The organism is Brevundimonas staleyi (genome assembly GCF_041893865.1).
GTDB lineage: Bacteria > Pseudomonadota > Alphaproteobacteria > Caulobacterales > Caulobacteraceae > Brevundimonas > Brevundimonas staleyi.
The window spans coordinates 1,418,729-1,434,969 of the sequence record NZ_CP169082.1 but is presented as its reverse complement, the minus strand read 5'-3'; the positions used below and the strand labels follow the sequence as shown (position 1 = coordinate 1,434,969).

Sequence of the window (16,241 nt, the reverse complement as noted above, 5' to 3'; positions counted from 1 at the left end):
GTCGCATTCAAGACACGATCCAGACGAGTAATGTTCATTCCTCCGTCGTAAACCGAGAGAGCCAGCCATGTTTTCCCCACGCCCCCTCGCCGAAGCCGTCTGGGCCGCGCCGCAGATCGCCGCCGAGGACCTCGCCGAAGTTGTGGGCCTGGGGGTACGGACGGTTGTGAACAACCGGCCGGATGGAGAAGATCAAGGGCAGCCGACCTCGGCCGAGATCGAGGCGGCGGTACGGGCGGCGGGGCTGGACTATGTCCATGCGCCCATCGCGGGCATGCCGGGGCCGGACGCGGTGCGCGCGGTCGCGGCCGTGCTGGAGACGGATGAGCCGGTCCTGCTCTATTGCCGCTCAGGGACGCGGTCGACCGTAGCCTGGGCCCTGGCCATGCGGGCGCTGGATCGGGCCGAGCCCGATGCACTGAGAGAAGCGGCGGCGAACGCCGGCTATGACCTCAGCCGCCTGCCTCTTTAGGGTCTGGTGCGTTAGCGCTGGATCGCGACGCGGGTGGCGTAGGGAATCGGCTCAGGGTCGCCGCACGAGGCCAGCACCAGTTGCGCCGCCATGAGACACAGGATCGCCGCCGCGATGGGCTGGAGCCGATTTGAGACACTGAAGGCGATGCTGCGGGCCACGGGGTACGCTCCGAACGGGATTTACCTCTCGTTAAGGCAAGGTCCGGGCCGCGATCCGGAGACGGCCGCATGATCCCCTTCGTCCGTGATTTCGACTTCGCCTACGGCCGATGCGATCAGGTCTCGCCGCTGATCCAGCGGGTGATCTGCGAGAACCCCGGGCCGTTCACCTTCACAGGCACCGGGACCTATATCGTCGGCCGAGCCGAGCCGGGCGCGGCCGTCGCCGTGATCGATCCGGGGCCGATCGACGAGCCGCATCTGCATGCGCTGCGGGCCGCCGTCGAAGGGCGGACCGTCAGCCATGTGTTGGTGACCCACACGCACCGCGACCATTCTCCCCTCGCCCGCCCGTTCGCGGATCGGGTCGGGGCGCCGATCCTGGCCATGCGGCCGCCGGAGCGTGAGACCCACGCCTCGGGCGCCCTGGATGAGGATGAGGACGCGGTCTTCGCCCCAGACGTGATCCTGACCGGCGGCGAGCGGATCGAGGGCGACGGCTGGACGATCACCGCCCTGGCGACGCCCGGCCATGCGTCCAACCACATGGCCTTCGCGCTGGAGGACGAGAACGCCCTCTTCTGCGGCGATCACGTCATGGGCTGGTCGACCACCGTGGTCGCGCCGCCGGACGGGAACATGTCGGACTATATGAGGAGCCTGGACGCCGTGATCGCGGCGGACTTTTCGACCCTGTGGCCGACGCACGGCGCCCCGGTGACCGAGGTCGCGCCCTTCCTTCAGGCCTATAGGGCGCACCGGCTGGATCGGGAGGCGCAGATCCTGTCACGGGTCCGGGCGGGCGACCGGACCATCGGCGAGATGGTGCCCGTCCTTTACGCCGCCGTGGACCAGAGGCTGTGGCCCGCCGCCAGCCTGTCGGTCCTGGCCCACCTGATCAAATTGGTCGAGGACGGTCGGGTGACCAGCGACGGAACGCCGGGTCTGGCTGCGACCTACGACGCAGTCTGAAGCGCGGCGACCATCTGGCCGGCAATTCTGCAAGTCTCTCCGCCGTCGGTGTGGTCGTAGCGGGCGACGACGCGGACGTCGGTGCGGCCCGGCCGGATGCGGATATGGGCCTCGTGCCCCATGCCGAACCAGAAGCCGTCGCGCACCCCGCGTGAGCGGAACAGCTGCGATTCCGTGATCGAGAAGCCGGCGGCCTGCAGCGCGGCCGTGGCCTCGGCCGGGGCGACCTGACGCATCACGGCGTCCACGCCCGGACAGGCGACGGGCGTCGCCGTTCCACCGGGCACGGCGGGCGGCTCGGCGACATCGGTCGTGACGTCCAGCGGCCCGCCGACCCCGATGGCGCGCCCCTGGAAGAAATAGGCCGCGCAGATCGCTCCGCTGACCAGGACGATGGCCACGCTGATCAGGCCCAGTCGCCTGAACTGCCCCAGTGAGAGGACCAGCGAAATCACGGCGAAGATCAGGGCGACCACCGACACGATCCAGGCGACCATCAGGGTCAGGACATCCAGTCCGAAGGCCAGGGGCACGACGCCGTTCCGCGTCAGCAGGATCGCCCCGAAGGTGATCAGCGGCGCCAGCACCGTCAGGCCGATGGCCACCTTCACCTTCATCATGCCGGTCTTCAGCCGCGAGCGCGGGCCGCTGGTCATGGATCAGCCGCGCGACGGAGCGATGGCGGTCGGCAGCTGATAGTCCTTCAGCCGTTCGCGCAGCAGCTTCTTGTCGATCTTGCCGGTGGCGCCCAGCGGAATGTCGTCCACGAAGACCACGTCGTCCGGCATCCACCACTTGGCGATCTTGCCGACCAGGAAGTCCAGGTGCTCCTGCTTGTCCTCGGTCTCGCCGGGCTTCAGCTTGATGACCAGGACCGGGCGTTCGTCCCATTTCGGATGGGCCGCGCCGATGACGGCGGCCAGCTCGACCTTGGGGTGGCCCACGGCGATATTCTCGATCTCGATCGAGGAGATCCACTCCCCGCCGGACTTGATCACGTCCTTGGCGCGGTCGGTGATCTGCATGAAGCCCTGTTCGTCGATGGTCGAGACGTCGCCCGTATCGAAGAAGCCTTCGTGGTCGAGGATGTCGCCGCCCTCGTCCTTGAAATAGCCCTTGGAGATGGTGGGGCCCTTGATCATCAGGCGGCCGTAGGTCGTGCCGTCGTGCGGCATCTCCTGACCGGCGTAGTTCTTGAGCTTGAGTTCGACGCCCAGTGGCGGAATGCCCTGTTTGATGCGCCACTTCATGCCCTCGTCGTAAGGCAGGGCCTCCAGCTCGGGCGTCAGGTTGGACAGGGTGCCGATGGGCGAGGTCTCGGTCATGCCCCAGCCCTGCAGCACCTCGACGCCGAACTCGTCGTGGAAGGCGCGGATCAGGCTTTCCGGCACGGCCGAGCCGCCGATCAGCACCTTCTTGATCGAGGGGATCTTCAGATTGTTCTCGCGCAGGTGGGTCAGGAGGCCCTGCCATACGGTCGGCACGGCGGCGGAGAATGTGACCTGTTCAGACTCGATCAGCTCATAGATGGCCGCGCCGTCCATCCGGGCGCCCGGCATGACCAGACGCGCCCCGGCCGCCGGTCCCGCGAAGGCGATGCCCCAGGCGTTGGCGTGGAACATCGGCACGACCGGCAGGATGGTCTCCTTCGGCGAGGCGCCCAGCACGGTGGACTGCATGCCCATCAGCGTGTGGATGAAGTTCGAGCGATGCGAATACAGGACACCCTTGGGGTTCCCGGTCGTGCCCGAGGTGTAGCAGAGGCCACAGGCGGTGTGTTCGTCGAACCCGCCCCAGACGACCTCGTCCGACACGCCCGACAGGACCTGTTCGTAGCATTCGGCCTTGGGCAGCTTGGTCGCCGGCATGTGCCATTCGTCGGTCATGACCACGACCCGCTCCACCGACGGGCAGTGCGGCAGCACCGCCTCCAGCAGCGGCACGAAAGTCAGGTCGACGAAGATGATCCGGTCTTCGGCGTGGTTGATGATGTAGATGAGCTGCTCGGGGAACAGGCGCGGGTTCAGGGTGTGGCACACCGCGCCGATGCCCATGATGCCGTACCAGACCTCCATATGCTTGCCCGTGTTCCAGGCCAGGGTGGCGATCCGATCGCCCGGCTTCACGCCCCACTCCTTGAGCACGTTGGAGACCTTGCGGGCCCGGCTGTGGATCTCGGCATAGGTGGTGCGGACGATCGGTCCCTCGACCGAGCGGGTCACCACTTCGCGATGGCCATGCCAGTTCTTGGCGTGGTCCAGAATACGATCGACCGTCAGGGGCCAATCCTGCATCAAACCAAGCATCGCATTCCCTCTATTGCCCCGGCTGGATGCAGGGCTTGAAGGCACGCTAGCCGAGGTGACCGTTGATAAGCAACGTGACGCTAGGTCACCTGGGGCCGCATCGCGAACGGCGCTCCTGGCTTTGCCGTTGCGCCTCCAGAGCTTTTGCCGTCTGTTCTCGCCCCTGAACTTTCGAAAGGACGCCCGGACATGCGTTTCGTCTCCCGTACCGCCCTCGCCCTGGCCGCCGTCGTGGCCGTCGCCGCCTGCGACCGGAGCCAACCGCCCGCCCCTGCCGAGCCTGCCGCCCCCGCCGCGACGCCCGCCGATCCGGCCGCCGGCCCGACCATTTCCGACGGCGGTCTGGCCATCGAGGCCGAGGGTCTGCGGCTGTTCGACGACACGGGCGCGGCGCGCGCCATTCCCTTCGGCACACCCCAGGCGACCGCCATCGCCGCCGTCGCCGCCTCGGTCGGCGGGGCCGCGCCGGAGGTCACCACCAACTCGGAATGCGGCGCGGGCGCGACCCAGTTCGCGCAGTTCTCCAACGGCCTTCAACTGCTGTTCCAGAACGGTCAGTTCCAGGGCTGGTATGTCGACCAAGCGGGCGTGACCACCGTGGACGGCATGGGCGTCGGCTCCACCCGCGCCTCCATCGACGACAGCCGCGCGATCGAGATGCAGACCGACAGCACGCTGGGCGAGGAGTTCACCTCCGGCGATATCGGCGGCTTCCTGAGCGACGGAACGCCGCAGGGAACGGTGAAGGGCCTCTACGCCGGCCTGACCTGCTTCTTCCGCTAAGCGGCGCGGGCTTCGCTTCTGGGATCAGGTTCGGGCGGAAAACCGCTCACACTTTTCCTGACCAGGTCCTAGAAGGCCCGCCATGACCATTCTGATCGCGATCACCGGCGGCTCCGGCTCGGGCAAATCCACCCTCGCCGAGGCGCTTCTGACCTCCCTGTCGCCGGGGGCCGCGACCCTGATGCGCGAGGACTCCTACTACAGGGACGCCGCCTCCCTGCCCGGCTTCGACGCGGCGACCTTCGACTTCGACGACGTCACCGCGCGCGACCATGATCTGCTGATCGACGACCTGACCCGGCTGAAGGCCGGCAAGCCGGTGACGGCGCCCGTCTATTCCTTCATCCACCACGGCCGCGAGCCGGACGGCGAACCGATCCCGGCCGCCGAGGTGGTGATCGTGGAGGGGACCCACGTCCTCTGCACCCCAGCGCTGGCCGACCTGTTCGACATCCGGGTCTTCGTCGACACCCCCGCCGACATCCGTTTCATCCGCCGCCTGCTGCGCGACCAGGCCGAGCGCGGCCGGACGGCCCAGTCGGTTATCGACCAGTATCTGAAGACCGTCCGCCCCGGTCACGAGCGTCTGACCGAGCCGTCGCGCACGCGGGCAGACTTCATCATCGCCGACGCCACCGCCGCCGTGCGCCTGGACGACCCCCAGGCCGTGGTCCGCCTGGCCGCGCCGGTCCTGGCCCACCCGCTGTTGGCGCCTCTCAGGCCTGCCGACCACTAACCTGTCGAAACCTGACGATTGACGCCGCGATCTCGCCACAATCTGTGGATGGGCTAACGGTGAGGGTCTGATGCAGGCACACGCAGATACAAGGCGGGGCGGCGCGGGGGCGGATACGACGTCCGCGGCCGATCCTCGACGGGACAATATCGTTCGCGAAGCGCGACGACACTTCATGGCGGAGGGCTACGCCTCGACGCGGATCGAACCGATCGCCCGCGCGGCCGCCGTCTCGACCGCAACCCTTTACGGCTATTTCCCATCCAAGGCCGATCTTTTCGCCGCCGTCATCGCCGACGCCTCGGACGACTTCTCCGAACAGATGAAGAGCGTTCGCTGCGACGAGGGCGACGCCCGCACCCGACTGACCCGGTTCGCCGTCGCCTACGCCGGCTTCATGGGCGATCCGTTCGTGCGGTCGGTTTTCCGGCTCGTGATGGCCGAGCGCCCGCGTTTCCGCGACGTGGCCATGAGCTTCTTCGAGCGGGGCCGCCACGACTTCGGCCTGCCCCTGATCGAGGCCCTGACCGACCTGTCGGCGAGCGGCGACCTGCGGTTCGACAAGGCCTCCTGGGCCGCCGGTCAGTTGATGGGGATGATCGAACACCCCGTCTTCTTCATGCCCCTGGTCACCGGCGACGAGGTCCAGGCCACGCGAACGACCGAGGCCATCGCCGCCGACGCCGTCGAGACCTTCCTGTCCCACTACGCCGCGCGCTAGGGTCCGTACTCAATAAGGTCTGGCGGTGAGTTTGGCGTTCTGATTCAAGGCTTCTGGAAGGGAGCCTTGGATGCGGAAGCTTTACTGGCTGGACGACGAAGCTTGGGCGCGTATCGAGCCGCACCTTCCGACGGGACGGCGAGGGGCGCGCAGGGTCGATGATCGCCGCGTGTTGTCGGGCATCGTGCACATGCTGCAGTCAGGCGCGCGCTGGCGGGACTGCCCGCCGGAGTACGGGCCATACACGACGGTCTACAACCGCTTCAATCGCTGGAGCCGGCAGGGCGTTTGGCACGACATCTTCAAGGCCCTGACCGGCCACAGCGGCATCTACTCCTCGGCCGCCATCGACAGCACCTCGGTCAAGGCCCATCGCTCGGCGGCGGGCGCAAAAAGGGGGCTTCGTCCAGGGCATAGGCCGCTCCAGAGGCGGCCGCACGACCAAGATCCACGGCCTCGTGGACGATCGAGGGCGACCCCGTGTGCTGTTGCTCAGCGCCGGCAACACCAACGACATCACCATGGCCCACGCCCTGATCGAGGCGGCCGGACCGTTCGCAAGGCTGCTGGCGGACCGCGGCTACGACGCCGATCACCTCCGAAGGCGACTGGCCGAACGACGCGCCGAGGCCGTCATCCCGACCACGACCTCGCGCAAGCGGCCCATCCCCTACGACGTCGTCGCCTACCGACAGAGGAACACCGTCGAACGCCTATGGGCCAGGCTCAAGGACTTCAGGCGTATCGCGACACGCTACGACAAACTCGCCGCGAACTTCCTCTCCAGCGTCCTCATCGCCGCCACCGTCGCCTATTGGGCCAAATGAGTCCGGACCCTAGGCCTTCGCCGCCCCTGCCCTCAGGCCGCGCTCGGCCAGGGCCACGACGGCGACGCCGCCCATGGTCAGAGCCGCGCCGGTCAGGATCTGCGGCGTCAGGACGTCGCCCAGGAAGCCCCAGCCGATGGCCATGGAGACGACGGGGGTGACGAGGAAGTAAGGGGTGACCCGCCCCGCCTCGCGCTTCTGAACCAGCCAGAAGACCATGGAGGTGGCGAAGACGGACGATACCACCCCCGCCCACAACAGGCAGATCCAGATCAAGGGCGTGGCGGTGCGGATCGCTTCGACCTGACCCGTCTCGAACATGGCCGAGGCGAAGGCGAGCGTCGGCAGGGCAACGAAGGCGAGAAGCCCCTGCATCTTGAGCGGCGGGATGGAGGTGGTGCGCCGGGCGATCACGGTCGTGACGGCCCAGAAGGCGGAGGCCGCAGCGACCAGGACGATGGCCGGCCAGTCGTGGAAGGCGTGCGGATCGGCCGACATCCAGACCACGCCGAGGAAGGCGACGGCCAGTCCGATCAGGGCGTGGAGCGACAGCCGCTCGCCCAAGAGCAGGAAGGCGAACAGCGCCGTGAACGGGATCCAGAGCTGGGAAGCGACGGCGGCCGGACTGACGTCCTGGGCCATCGAGAAGCCCCAGTAGAGCAGGCCGTAGTGGATCGGCCCGCCCAGGGTGACGATCAGCAGGAGGCTCTTCCAGTTCGGGAACGGCGGCCGGACGAAGGGGATCAGGCAGATCGCGGCGATGGCGAAACGAAGGGTCCCGACCAGCAGCGGCGGCATGACCTCGGTCGCCAGCTTGGCCGCCGCATTGTTCGCCCCCCAGATGACGACGATGGCGGCGATCGCGCCGATCTCCAGCAGGGTCAGCGGGCTGTGGGGCTTGTCGGGGGTCACGGGCACGGGAGGGCTATGGCACGGCTGGCCGGCGGATGCGCGTCACAGTCGGTGACGGGGCGTTTCGGTTGACATGTACATGTTGGAAGCAGAACATGTACACATGATCGAAGTCACGGCCACGGACCTGAGGAAGGACCTGTTCAACATCCTGGATCGGATGGAGCGGACAGGAGAACCATTGCGAGTGTCCCGAAAGGGGCGAATGCTGACGCTGACGCCTGTCTCTCCAAGATCGGCAATGAGCCATCAGGAGAAGTTCGACGCCGCCCTGGCATTGGGTGAGCGGGAGGACTGGGCCGACTACGATCCGGGCGACATCACCGATGGTCGTCACATCGAGTGGACGCCCGAGGACAACTGATCTGGCAGTTCACCTCGACACCCATGTCCTGCTCTGGCTTTCCCAAAGGCGCGCGAAGGTGCTGGGAAAGCAAGCGATCAAGTTCGCACGAGCGAGCAGTTGGACGATCTCCCCGGCAGTGATCCTGGAACTGGAGTTTCTGGCCGAGATCGGGCGCATCAAGATCACCCCGGATCAGGTGTTGGCCAACGCGCGGCAGACTGGCGACCTGGCGGTGTCCGAGACGCCCTTCATGGATATCGTCCAGGTCGCGCGAACCTTGTCCTGGACCCGTGATCCGATGGACCGACTTATCGTCGCGCACGCCATAGGCGACGGCGCCCGCCTGCTTACTGCAGACGGGCGCATTCTGGCGAACTTCAAGGACGCCGTCTGGGACTGACGGCGTCCTTTCCGTGTCCGACTTAGAACGGAATGTCGTCGTTCAGGTCGTAGGATTCCTTGGGACCCGAGGGCTTGTTGGCGCCGCCGGTGGAGAAGCCGGAGGAGTAGTCGTCGTCGTTCGAGCGACCGCCCGAACCGCCGCCGTAGCCGCCGCCCTGACCCGCGCCGTCGCCGCGTCCGCCCAGCAACGTCAGTTCGCCCTTGAAGCGGCCGACCACGATCTCGGTGGAGTATTTCTCGACGCCCTGCTGGTCGGTCCATTTGCGGGTCTGGAGCGCGCCCTCGATGTAGACGGTCGTGCCTTTTTTCACATAGTTCTCAACGACCTTGACGATGTTGTCGTTGAAGATGACGACGCGGTGCCACTCGGTCTTTTCCTTGCGCTCGCCCGAGGCCTTGTCGCGCCATTGTTCCGAGGTGGCGATCGACAGATTGGCGATACGGTCGCCGTTCGGCATGGAGCGGATCTCGGGATCGCGGCCCAGATTGCCGATGAGGATGACCTTGTTGACGCTTCCCGCCATGGTGAAATTCTTTCTCTGATCGCTCCGGCGCGAGTGTGCGACCGGATGGGTAATCCACGACCGCGCGGGTCGGGCCCGCGAGAGCGTTAACATATGTTCCGAGTTTGTTCTACTGACCCGGGAACGAGGGTGCAGGGCGTTCTTCGATCACCGTGCCGAGCTCGGTGCCCGCCTCGCGCTCGATAGCGCCCGGCACCGCCAGACGGCCGTCGCCTGTGCGGGCAAGGGCGAAGAAGCGCGCCCCGGTCAGGGTCCGTGCGAAGGAGACGCCACGACGATCGACGAAGATGAACTGGCCCTGATAGGCGCCGGTCACCTCTTGGCGGGTGCTGCCCAGACCACGGAACCGCAGGCGCATCTCTTCCAGACGCGCGGCGCACATCTCGATCTGGCCTTGGTCGCGGGCGACGACGTTGAAGGTCGGCTCGCCGTCCGGGGTCTCAACGGCATAGCAGACGCCGGTGTCGGTCGGGGCCTTCACAGCCTGGTTGCAGGCGGCGAGCATCGGCAGGGTCAGGGCCGAGGCGATCATAAGGGTGCGGATCATCAGTTCAGGCTCGGGAACTGGCAGCTACGATCCTGGTCGGCCAGGATGCGGAACCGCGTGTTGTCGTTGGACTGCTCGACCCGGCGCGGGACCAGACGCAGGCTGACCGATCCGTGGCGGCCGTACTGGGCGTCTCCAGGGCGGACGCAGGTGCCGGCGTACAGGGCCTGGACGCACTGGTTCAGGGTCATGTCGTTCGACAGTTGGCGCCACTCGGAGCCGGTGTAGCGCATGCAGGGGGAGCCGGAGGCCCGCTCGACGCGCGGCTGTTGTGTCGGCTGGGTCTGGGGCTTCTCGGGCAGGGGCGTGGCCACATAGGGGACGGCCGTATCGGTCTCGACCGCTGTCGGCAGGGCCGGAGGCGGGGCGAAGGAGGCCGTCGGGGCGGCGGCCAGGTTGCCGCTCTCGTCCAGACCGACGTCCAGGGCGTCGGTGGCCAGGCCGTTGCGCTGGGCGCAGTCGGCCAGGGTCGCCATGCCGACGAACTGGCCGTTGACGAAGCAGCGCAGCTCGCGCGTCGGCTCCAGAGACGGGGCGTCGGCCAGATCGACCTGCAGGCCGCCCGGGCCCTCCTCGGTCTCCTGGGTCTTGGGCGCAGCCGGTTGGCCGCCGCCGCTGAACATCAGGGCCAGGACCACGGCCGCCAGCACGGCCAGGCCGACGCCGATGGCGATGATGACGCGATTGTCGTTGGGCAGTTGCATGAAGCGGAGCTCGCGGGGCGTCTGGCCTTGAAGGCCTCAATAACCCCTGCCCGCCATGGGGCGTCAACTCCGAAGCGAAAACGGCGCCCGGTTATCCGGTCAGACGGGCGAGCGCGGCCTGGTAGTTGGCGAGCTGGTTGGTCAGATAGGCGGGCACGGGGCCGGAGGCCGAGGCCGTCTTGTCCTCGGGCAGAAGGCCGCGATAGGCGTCGCGGATCGCCTTCAGGGCGCCCTGGATCTTCTCGCCCGCCTCGGTGATGGCGGCGGCGCTGTTGAGTGTCAGGTTGCTTGGCAGGCCCAGGCCGAATGTCTTCACCGAGGTGTCGGCCGAGGCCATGCCGACGTAGCCGGCCGAGAGACCCAGCCCCAGAAGCGCGTCCCTGCCCGTCTCGCCGGAAGTGATGATCGCGCCGGTCTTGCCGTCCTTGGCCGTGATCGACAGGCGCTGGAGCCCGCCGGTCGTGGTGGTGGTCTCGCCGTCCTTGCCGGTCACGGCGCCGCCTTCGGAGGCGACGGTGGCCTTCAGCTTGCCGCCCGAGGCGACGCTGATCTTGCGGGCCAGGGTGGCCAGGGTGTCCTTGGCCTCGATGGTCACCGCCTGGGCGCGACCGCCGTTGGCGGGCGAGATGTAGAAGCGATCGCCGACGCGCAGCGAGGTGGCGTCGATCAGCCGCTTGGAATCCGACTGGTCGATCTCGCCCTGGGGCAGGCCCAGACGGTCCAGAACGCTGGCGCCGCCCGAGGCGACGGCCAGGGTCATGGGCTTGGCCTGATCGCCGTCGCCGGACCAGGTGCGGGTGTATTCGACGGCGCCGGTCGTGGGATCGAGCCGGGTCAGATAGGCCTGGGTCGGGCCGGTCGCGAGCGCGCCGGGATCGCGGTTGGCGATGCCGGTGATCCAGACCTTGCCGTCGTGGACCTTCACATCGGCGGCCGTGTCGTCGCCCTCGCCGCCGTACCAGGTCAGGCGATCGGTTCCGGAGGCCGTCAGGTCGGTGGACAGGGAGGCGACGAAGACGTCCTTGCCGCCCGAATGGGCGTTGTTCGCCGTCCCGGCCGACAGACCGCTGTCGCGGCTGGTCCCCGTCAGGATGACCTTGCCGTTCGAGACGGCGAGGCCGGCGATGTCGCCCGAGATCGGTCCGAGGTCGCGGGTCGAGGCCAGGGTCGGAACGCCGGCGACGTCCAGGGTGAAGCGGCGCACCACGGCTCGGCCGTCCTCGACGCCCGCCGTATAGAGGTTGGAGCCGTCGATGGTGATGGCGTCGACGCTGTCGTCCGCGCCGGTGCCGAACTGGGTCTGGCCCACCGCCTTGGCCATGATGCCGGCGGTCGGATAGGGCTCGCCCGCCTTGAAGGCCTGGACGTAGCCGTCCCAGCCGCCGATGGAGGCGGAGCCCGTCAAGGCGGACTTGGCGCGACCGCCGACATAGACGAGCCCGTCCGTACCGAAGGTGACGCTGGTCGCTTCGTCCTCGGCGCGGGCGCCGCGACGCTGGGTCCAGAGCTCCTCGCCATCCTTGTTGAAGACGGTCACGAAGCTGTCGGCGACGTTGGCGACCTCTCCGGTCTTGCCAGCGTCGGTGGTCGATGTGCCGAGCGCGCCCGTCACCGAGCCGGCCACGGCGACGTCGCCGTTCTGGTCGATGGCGATGGCGTAGCCGCTGGCGGTCGAGGCGGCGCCGAGCGTTCGGGTCGCGACCAGGCGTCCGGCGGAATCGTACTTCATCAGGGCGACGTCCTGGACGCCCTTGATCGGCTGGTTGCCGCCGCCCGTGGTCACGTCGCCGACGACCCAGAGGGAGCCGTCCGGCCCGACCGCGCTGGCGCGGATGGCGGAAACGCCCTCGGGCAGCTTCTCCTGCGACAGACGGCCATCGACCCACTGGGTCTCGCCGACGTTGCCGCCGGTGGGCTCGGCCGCCGTGCCGCCGTCGCTCTGGAACTTCAGGATCTGGTTGGTGAGGGTCGACGGGGCCGTGGTCTTGGTGGTGGTCACCCCGTTGACGGTCGTGGTCGTCGTGGTGGCCGGAACGCCCGCCGACTGGATCACATAGACGGCGTCCGACTTCTCCGAGACGGTGAAGCCGACGGTCTCGGTCGAGGTGCCGCGAATGGCCAGGGCCCAGCGGTCGGGACCGGCCGGCAGGGTCACGGGCTTGCCGTTCACCTGAACCGTCTGGGGCGTGGACTTGATCTGGTCGCGGCCGATGCGGGTCTGGAAGCCCGCGTCCTCCAGCTTGCCGTTGATGTAGGAGAGGACGTTGTCCATCGTCCGGGGATCGGATCCCATCTCGCTGAGGTCGATCGGCACGGCCGTCGTCTGGGAGCCGCTGATGCCGACCGGGACCCGGATGGTGATGTTGAACTTGGTCTCGCCCTCGAAGGCCGCGACCGGCGTGTCCAGCGAGCCTTCGTGGATCGGGCCGGTGATGGAGTTGGCGCTGTCGCGCGGGACGGCGGCCGTGGTCTTGGACGTCATCGACGAGGTGCCCTGGACCATGCGGAGGGCGTCGAAATCGGCCTTGCCCAGATAGGTGCTGATCTCCGCCAGGCCCGAGGCGAAGCGCTTCTGCGTCAGGGCCAGGTCGGTGGAGGTCAGGCCCTTGGTCGAGGCGCGGTTGGCCAGGGCGTTCAGCGTCTCCAGCCCCTGGTAGAGGGCGAACAGCTTCTTGTAGTCGGCAGAGGCGCCGGCGACGTCGAGCTTGGCCGCGTCCTCGTTGATGAAGGCGCGACCACCGAGCGCCGCACGCACCAGGGCGTCGGGCTTGGGCGCGGTCGCCTGGGCCGCCGTGGACCAGGGCGCGGTCGGCTGGGCCTTCTTCTTGGTGAGCGCGTTCAGGGCAGCCGAGGTCGAGGCGTCGTATGACCCGCCGTACAGACCCAGAAGATAGCTGTTGTTGATCGCGGCCACACAGTCCTCCAGGCGGGACTGTACGGCGTCTGGCTCAACGCCAGATTAACGGCCCACAGAGATTAACGTCCGCGTAGGGAACGATGGAATGCGAATCGTGTTCTGCTCTCGTCCAGACAGGAGCGAGGCCATGATCTTCCCGAAGTCGCTTATTCAGTCCCTTCTGGCCCTGTACGGGTTCGGCGACCGATCACACCTTCAGCGCCGCCGCCCTGCCCCCGTCCTGATCGGACGCCAGCACAGCATCAGCCGCTTCTGACGCTTAGCCCTGGAAGAGGCTGAGGATGATCTGCGGCGCCTGGTTGGCGATCGACAGAGCCTGAGCCCCGAGCTGCTGCTGCACCTGCAAGGCCTGTAGTCGGGCGCTTTCCTTGGCCAGGTCGGCATCGACCAGGTTGCCGATCCCCGATTCGACCGTATCCGACAGCTTGGACACGAAGCTGTTGTGGGCCGTGATCTGCTTGGCCTGAGCGCCGATGTCGCCCAGCGCCTTGTTCAGGTTGGTGATCGAGGCGTCCAGCTTGGTCAGGGCCGTGGTCGAGCCCGTCACCGTCAACAGGCTGTCACTGAGACCCAGCGAGATGATCGAGCCCGAGAGCGACAGGTTCTTGCCCGACAGGGTCACGAACTGGGTCGCCCCGGCGTTGGCCAGGAACTTCAGACCGTTGGTCAGGGAGCCGTTCAGGATGTTGCCGCCGTCGAAGGACGCGTTGTCCACGGCCGATTTGATCGCGCGCAGCAGGGCCTTGAAGTCGGCGTCCAGCAGCTGGCGCGACTGGGTCTTCAGGGAGATGTCCTTGGCGGCGACGACCTTTTCCTTGAGCTGATTCAGGAGGTCGGAGATCGATTCGCCGGCGGCGAGCGCCACGTCGGCGATCGAGGTGGCCCGGTCCAGGCTCTGTTTGACGGCGGAAAGCGCGCCCAGGTCGGCGCGCTGGCCCTGGGCGATGGCCCAGACGGCGGCGTTGTCCTTGGCCCCCTGGACCTTCAGGCCCGTGGAGACGCGGTTCTGGACCCCGGTCAGATTTTCATTGGTGCGAGCCAGGTTCTGCAGCGCGACGGCGGCGGCGGCATTGGTGTGAACGCTGTTCGTCATAGGTCTTCTAGCCCCGGGATGTTCGCCGCGAAGCTATGTCTGCAACAGTTCCCGTATGGTTAACGCCGGTAAACCACGACGATTAACCGCGTCGGGCGGGCCCGAGCGGTTCCAGAAACCAGTCCTGCGTCTGAAAAATCAGGCGCTGGTGTCGATCAGTCCCCCGGCCGAATAGCCTCCGCTTTCAGCCATCCGCAGAACCTGTTCCCGAGGGAACTGGCGAATGATCTCGCCGGTCGAGCTGTCCAGGGTCTTGTAGACGAAGCTCCCCTGGGTGGGGCCTTCCTCGATGACCAGACGGTAGCGGGCGTTGTCGTCGGCCCGTTGCTGCGACTGGTTGCGCCGGTCCGACGCCCGGCCCGTATCGACCGAGACCGCGACAGGCGGAACGGCGACGGCCGGTTCGACCACGGCCTGAACGGGCGCGATCGGGACGACGTTTACGCTTACTGGTTTTGCATTGGTGTCCATGGCTCCACACGCCGGCTTCTTCGGCGCCCCTGGGAACGGTCGGGCGGGGCCTTTTGCCCCGCCCTTCCATTAGATTATCGGAACAGGCCCAGCAGGATCGAGGTCGAGGAGTTGGCGATCGACAGAGCCTGCACACCCAGCTGTTGCTTGGTTTGCAGCGACTGCAGTCGCGCGCTTTCCTTGGCCAGGTCCGCATCGACCAGGTTGCCCACGCCGTTTTCCAGAGCGTCGGAAAGCTTGCCGACGAAGGTGCGGAGCGTGTCCAGCGACTTGGCGCCGGTGCCCAGGCGAGCCAGGGCGGACGACACGTTGTCGATGGAGGCGTTGACGGCGGTCAGAGCCGTCGAAGCCAGGGTGGAGGTGCCGATGGTCATCGTGGCCGTGACGGTCACGTTGGTTCCGCCCAGCGACAGGTTTTCACCCGCAACCTTGATGGTGGAGCCCGAGGTGTTCGACAGAGCCTTGTAACCATTGGTGCCGGTCGAGTTGTCCAGCATGTTGACGCCGTTGAACTTGGCGTTCGTGACCACCGTGGTGATCTGGTCGCGGATGGCCTTGAAGTCTTCGTTCAGAGCCTTGCGCGAAGCCGTCGACAGCGACTTGTCAGTCGCGGCCAGGGCCTTTTCCTTCAGCTGGATCAGCAGGTCGGAAACCGATTCGCCGGCGGCAATGCCCACGTCGACGGCCGAAGAGCCGCGATCCAGGCTGTCCTTGACGGCGTTCATCGCCGAGATCTCACCGCGCTGGCCCTGGGCGATAGCCCAGATGGCGCCGTTGTCCTTGGCGTTGTTGACCTTCTTGCCCGTGTTGACGCGGTTCTGGACGGTGTCCAGTTCCTTGTTCGTGGCTTGGAGGTTCTGCAGGGCGACCAGAGCGCCCGAGTTCGTGTTCACGCTGTTCAGCGCCATGACGAAAGTCCTTATTTTCAAGGTTCCGGGCGTCATTTTGACAGCCGGGAGCATTTTGCTCGGGGACCTCAGAAGCAACGAGCGGGCCAACCGTCGTTATTTTGACATGAAGCCAAGTCGTTGTTTTTACGACGTTACCTTGCCTTAACCACGCTCTTGGCCCGGCAGGATTTGCCGCTTTGGACGCGAGGCGGCAGGAAATGCCGACCGCCCGGCAGGTTTTGCCGGGTCGTCCGCTTCGTCCGGACGAAAAACAGCGGACGAAATGGACGAAACGGACGAATGGGGTCGTTTCCTCCGGGCTGCCTGTCCCATCCTCCGTGCACCCCAGCGAAGGCTGGGGTCCAGATCACATTCAGGCAGCCGGGCTGGCGCACCGGTTCGTTCCGATCGGAGCGGCGGGGTCCTCCATCTGGACCCCAGCCTTCGCCGGGGTGCA

The 16,241-nt window shown here is 67.0% G+C and carries 20 protein-coding genes; 9 read left to right on the top strand and 11 right to left on the bottom strand.

What is annotated here, in order from left to right:
• Window positions 1-67: 67 nt before the first annotated feature.
• Entirely contained in the window at window positions 68-472 is a 405-nt protein-coding gene (locus ACETK8_RS07235; RefSeq protein ID WP_374038833.1) for a TIGR01244 family sulfur transferase, read from the top strand.
• An 11-nt stretch (window positions 473-483) separates the two neighbouring features.
• Here the strand turns inward: ACETK8_RS07235 and ACETK8_RS07230 are convergent, their stop codons facing one another.
• Window positions 484-633 (bottom strand): hypothetical protein, encoded by a 150-nt coding sequence (locus ACETK8_RS07230; protein ID WP_271083661.1) that lies wholly within the window; start codon window positions 631-633, stop codon window positions 484-486.
• 69 nt (window positions 634-702) lie between these two features.
• Between ACETK8_RS07230 and ACETK8_RS07225 the strand changes: the two genes are divergently transcribed.
• The gene (locus tag ACETK8_RS07225; protein ID WP_374038832.1) at window positions 703-1,605 is read left to right on the top strand and encodes an MBL fold metallo-hydrolase; all 903 of its coding nucleotides are present in this window, start codon (window positions 703-705) and stop codon (window positions 1,603-1,605) included.
• On the opposite strand, the gene ACETK8_RS07220 is transcribed toward ACETK8_RS07225, so the two are convergent.
• Entirely contained in the window at window positions 1,590-2,261 is a 672-nt protein-coding gene (locus tag ACETK8_RS07220; protein ID WP_374038831.1) for a hypothetical protein, read from the bottom strand. The two genes, ACETK8_RS07225 and ACETK8_RS07220, sit on opposite strands and share 16 nt — an antisense overlap.
• Before the next feature lie 3 nt (window positions 2,262-2,264).
• Window positions 2,265-3,911: a long-chain-fatty-acid--CoA ligase gene (locus ACETK8_RS07215; RefSeq protein ID WP_374038830.1), complete on the bottom strand. Its 1,647-nt coding sequence runs from the start codon at window positions 3,909-3,911 to the stop codon at window positions 2,265-2,267.
• Window positions 3,912-4,100: 189 nt separating this feature from the next.
• Here ACETK8_RS07215 and ACETK8_RS07210 point away from each other — a divergent pair, with 189 nt between their 5' ends.
• The 4 genes from ACETK8_RS07210 to ACETK8_RS07195 all read left to right on the top strand — a co-directional run bounded on the left by ACETK8_RS07210 (window position 4,101) and on the right by ACETK8_RS07195 (window position 6,978).
• Window positions 4,101-4,694: a hypothetical protein gene (locus ACETK8_RS07210; RefSeq protein WP_374038829.1), complete on the top strand. Its 594-nt coding sequence runs from the start codon at window positions 4,101-4,103 to the stop codon at window positions 4,692-4,694.
• An 82-nt stretch (window positions 4,695-4,776) separates the two neighbouring features.
• Complete coding sequence (gene udk / locus ACETK8_RS07205; protein WP_374038828.1) at window positions 4,777-5,430, top strand: uridine kinase; 654 nt, start codon at window positions 4,777-4,779, stop codon at window positions 5,428-5,430.
• A 175-nt stretch (window positions 5,431-5,605) separates the two neighbouring features.
• Complete coding sequence (locus ACETK8_RS07200; protein ID WP_374038827.1) at window positions 5,606-6,151, top strand: TetR/AcrR family transcriptional regulator; 546 nt, start codon at window positions 5,606-5,608, stop codon at window positions 6,149-6,151.
• 70 nt (window positions 6,152-6,221) lie between these two features.
• A protein-coding gene (locus ACETK8_RS07195) for an IS5 family transposase (RefSeq protein ID WP_374038826.1) occupies window positions 6,222-6,978 on the top strand; the annotation gives its coding sequence in 2 pieces (ribosomal slippage) (window positions 6,222-6,559 and window positions 6,558-6,978; 759 coding nt in all).
• Window positions 6,979-6,987: 9 nt separating this feature from the next.
• On the opposite strand, the gene ACETK8_RS07190 is transcribed toward ACETK8_RS07195, so the two are convergent.
• A complete protein-coding gene (locus ACETK8_RS07190; protein WP_374038825.1) occupies window positions 6,988-7,896 on the bottom strand; it encodes a DMT family transporter in 909 nt (302 codons plus the stop codon).
• 97 nt (window positions 7,897-7,993) lie between these two features.
• Between ACETK8_RS07190 and ACETK8_RS07185 the strand changes: the two genes are divergently transcribed.
• Together ACETK8_RS07185 and ACETK8_RS07180 are read left to right on the top strand one after the other, a co-directional pair.
• The gene (locus ACETK8_RS07185) at window positions 7,994-8,254 is read left to right on the top strand and encodes a type II toxin-antitoxin system prevent-host-death family antitoxin (RefSeq protein ID WP_374038824.1); all 261 of its coding nucleotides are present in this window, start codon (window positions 7,994-7,996) and stop codon (window positions 8,252-8,254) included.
• On the top strand, window positions 8,217-8,636 hold the full coding sequence (locus ACETK8_RS07180) for a type II toxin-antitoxin system VapC family toxin (RefSeq protein WP_374038823.1): 420 nt from the start codon (window positions 8,217-8,219) through the stop codon (window positions 8,634-8,636). Before ACETK8_RS07185 ends, ACETK8_RS07180 begins: the two co-directional genes overlap by 38 nt.
• 22 nt (window positions 8,637-8,658) lie before the next feature.
• On the opposite strand, the gene ssb is transcribed toward ACETK8_RS07180, so the two are convergent.
• The 4 genes from ssb to ACETK8_RS07160 form a co-directional block, all read right to left on the bottom strand.
• The gene (gene ssb / locus ACETK8_RS07175; protein WP_374038822.1) at window positions 8,659-9,162 is read right to left on the bottom strand and encodes a single-stranded DNA-binding protein; all 504 of its coding nucleotides are present in this window, start codon (window positions 9,160-9,162) and stop codon (window positions 8,659-8,661) included.
• Window positions 9,163-9,271: 109 nt separating this feature from the next.
• Entirely contained in the window at window positions 9,272-9,709 is a 438-nt protein-coding gene (locus ACETK8_RS07170; protein ID WP_374038821.1) for a hypothetical protein, read from the bottom strand.
• Window positions 9,709-10,413, bottom strand: coding sequence for a hypothetical protein (locus ACETK8_RS07165; RefSeq protein WP_374038820.1), 705 nt, complete (start codon window positions 10,411-10,413; stop codon window positions 9,709-9,711). The genes ACETK8_RS07170 and ACETK8_RS07165 overlap by 1 nt, the downstream gene beginning before the upstream one ends.
• A 91-nt stretch (window positions 10,414-10,504) precedes the next feature.
• Window positions 10,505-13,327 carry a transcriptional regulator gene (locus ACETK8_RS07160; protein WP_374038819.1) on the bottom strand — a complete coding sequence of 941 codons (2,823 nt, stop codon included), beginning with the start codon at window positions 13,325-13,327 and terminating at the stop codon, window positions 10,505-10,507.
• 130 nt (window positions 13,328-13,457) lie between these two features.
• On the opposite strand from ACETK8_RS07160, the gene ACETK8_RS07155 reads away from it, so the two are divergent.
• Entirely contained in the window at window positions 13,458-13,586 is a 129-nt protein-coding gene (locus ACETK8_RS07155) for a hypothetical protein (RefSeq protein ID WP_374038818.1), read from the top strand.
• A 3-nt stretch (window positions 13,587-13,589) separates the two neighbouring features.
• Here ACETK8_RS07155 and ACETK8_RS07150 read toward each other — a convergent pair whose 3' ends face one another.
• The 3 genes from ACETK8_RS07150 to ACETK8_RS07140 form a co-directional block, all read right to left on the bottom strand.
• Complete coding sequence (locus ACETK8_RS07150) at window positions 13,590-14,423, bottom strand: flagellin (protein ID WP_374038817.1); 834 nt, start codon at window positions 14,421-14,423, stop codon at window positions 13,590-13,592.
• A gap of 138 nt (window positions 14,424-14,561) precedes the next feature.
• Window positions 14,562-14,894 carry a flagellar protein FlaG gene (locus ACETK8_RS07145; RefSeq protein ID WP_374038816.1) on the bottom strand — a complete coding sequence of 111 codons (333 nt, stop codon included), beginning with the start codon at window positions 14,892-14,894 and terminating at the stop codon, window positions 14,562-14,564.
• A 74-nt stretch (window positions 14,895-14,968) separates the two neighbouring features.
• The gene (locus tag ACETK8_RS07140; RefSeq protein ID WP_374038815.1) at window positions 14,969-15,802 is read right to left on the bottom strand and encodes a flagellin; all 834 of its coding nucleotides are present in this window, start codon (window positions 15,800-15,802) and stop codon (window positions 14,969-14,971) included.
• Window positions 15,803-16,241: the final 439 nt, after the last annotated feature.

What these genes read in the sequence shown, in the direction of transcription:
- ACETK8_RS07235 (WP_374038833.1), top strand. Translation starts at nt 68, where the DNA reads ATGTTTTCCCCACGCCCCCTCGCCGAAGCCGTCTGGGCCGCGCCGCAG.
- ACETK8_RS07225 (WP_374038832.1), top strand. Translation starts at nt 703, where the DNA reads ATGATCCCCTTCGTCCGTGATTTCGACTTCGCCTACGGCCGATGCGAT.
- ACETK8_RS07220 (WP_374038831.1), bottom strand. Translation starts at nt 2,261, where the DNA reads ATGACCAGCGGCCCGCGCTCGCGGCTGAAGACCGGCATGATGAAGGTG.
- ACETK8_RS07215 (WP_374038830.1), bottom strand. Translation starts at nt 3,911, where the DNA reads ATGCTTGGTTTGATGCAGGATTGGCCCCTGACGGTCGATCGTATTCTG.
- ACETK8_RS07210 (WP_374038829.1), top strand. Translation starts at nt 4,101, where the DNA reads ATGCGTTTCGTCTCCCGTACCGCCCTCGCCCTGGCCGCCGTCGTGGCC.
- udk (WP_374038828.1), top strand. Translation starts at nt 4,777, where the DNA reads ATGACCATTCTGATCGCGATCACCGGCGGCTCCGGCTCGGGCAAATCC.
- ACETK8_RS07200 (WP_374038827.1), top strand. Translation starts at nt 5,606, where the DNA reads ATGGCGGAGGGCTACGCCTCGACGCGGATCGAACCGATCGCCCGCGCG.
- ACETK8_RS07185 (WP_374038824.1), top strand. Translation starts at nt 7,994, where the DNA reads ATGATCGAAGTCACGGCCACGGACCTGAGGAAGGACCTGTTCAACATC.
- ACETK8_RS07180 (WP_374038823.1), top strand. Translation starts at nt 8,217, where the DNA reads ATGGTCGTCACATCGAGTGGACGCCCGAGGACAACTGATCTGGCAGTT.
- ssb (WP_374038822.1), bottom strand. Translation starts at nt 9,162, where the DNA reads ATGGCGGGAAGCGTCAACAAGGTCATCCTCATCGGCAATCTGGGCCGC.
- ACETK8_RS07170 (WP_374038821.1), bottom strand. Translation starts at nt 9,709, where the DNA reads ATGATCCGCACCCTTATGATCGCCTCGGCCCTGACCCTGCCGATGCTC.
- ACETK8_RS07165 (WP_374038820.1), bottom strand. Translation starts at nt 10,413, where the DNA reads ATGCAACTGCCCAACGACAATCGCGTCATCATCGCCATCGGCGTCGGC.
- ACETK8_RS07155 (WP_374038818.1), top strand. Translation starts at nt 13,458, where the DNA reads ATGATCTTCCCGAAGTCGCTTATTCAGTCCCTTCTGGCCCTGTACGGG.
- ACETK8_RS07150 (WP_374038817.1), bottom strand. Translation starts at nt 14,423, where the DNA reads ATGACGAACAGCGTTCACACCAATGCCGCCGCCGCCGTCGCGCTGCAG.
- ACETK8_RS07145 (WP_374038816.1), bottom strand. Translation starts at nt 14,894, where the DNA reads ATGGACACCAATGCAAAACCAGTAAGCGTAAACGTCGTCCCGATCGCG.
- ACETK8_RS07140 (WP_374038815.1), bottom strand. Translation starts at nt 15,802, where the DNA reads ATGGCGCTGAACAGCGTGAACACGAACTCGGGCGCTCTGGTCGCCCTG.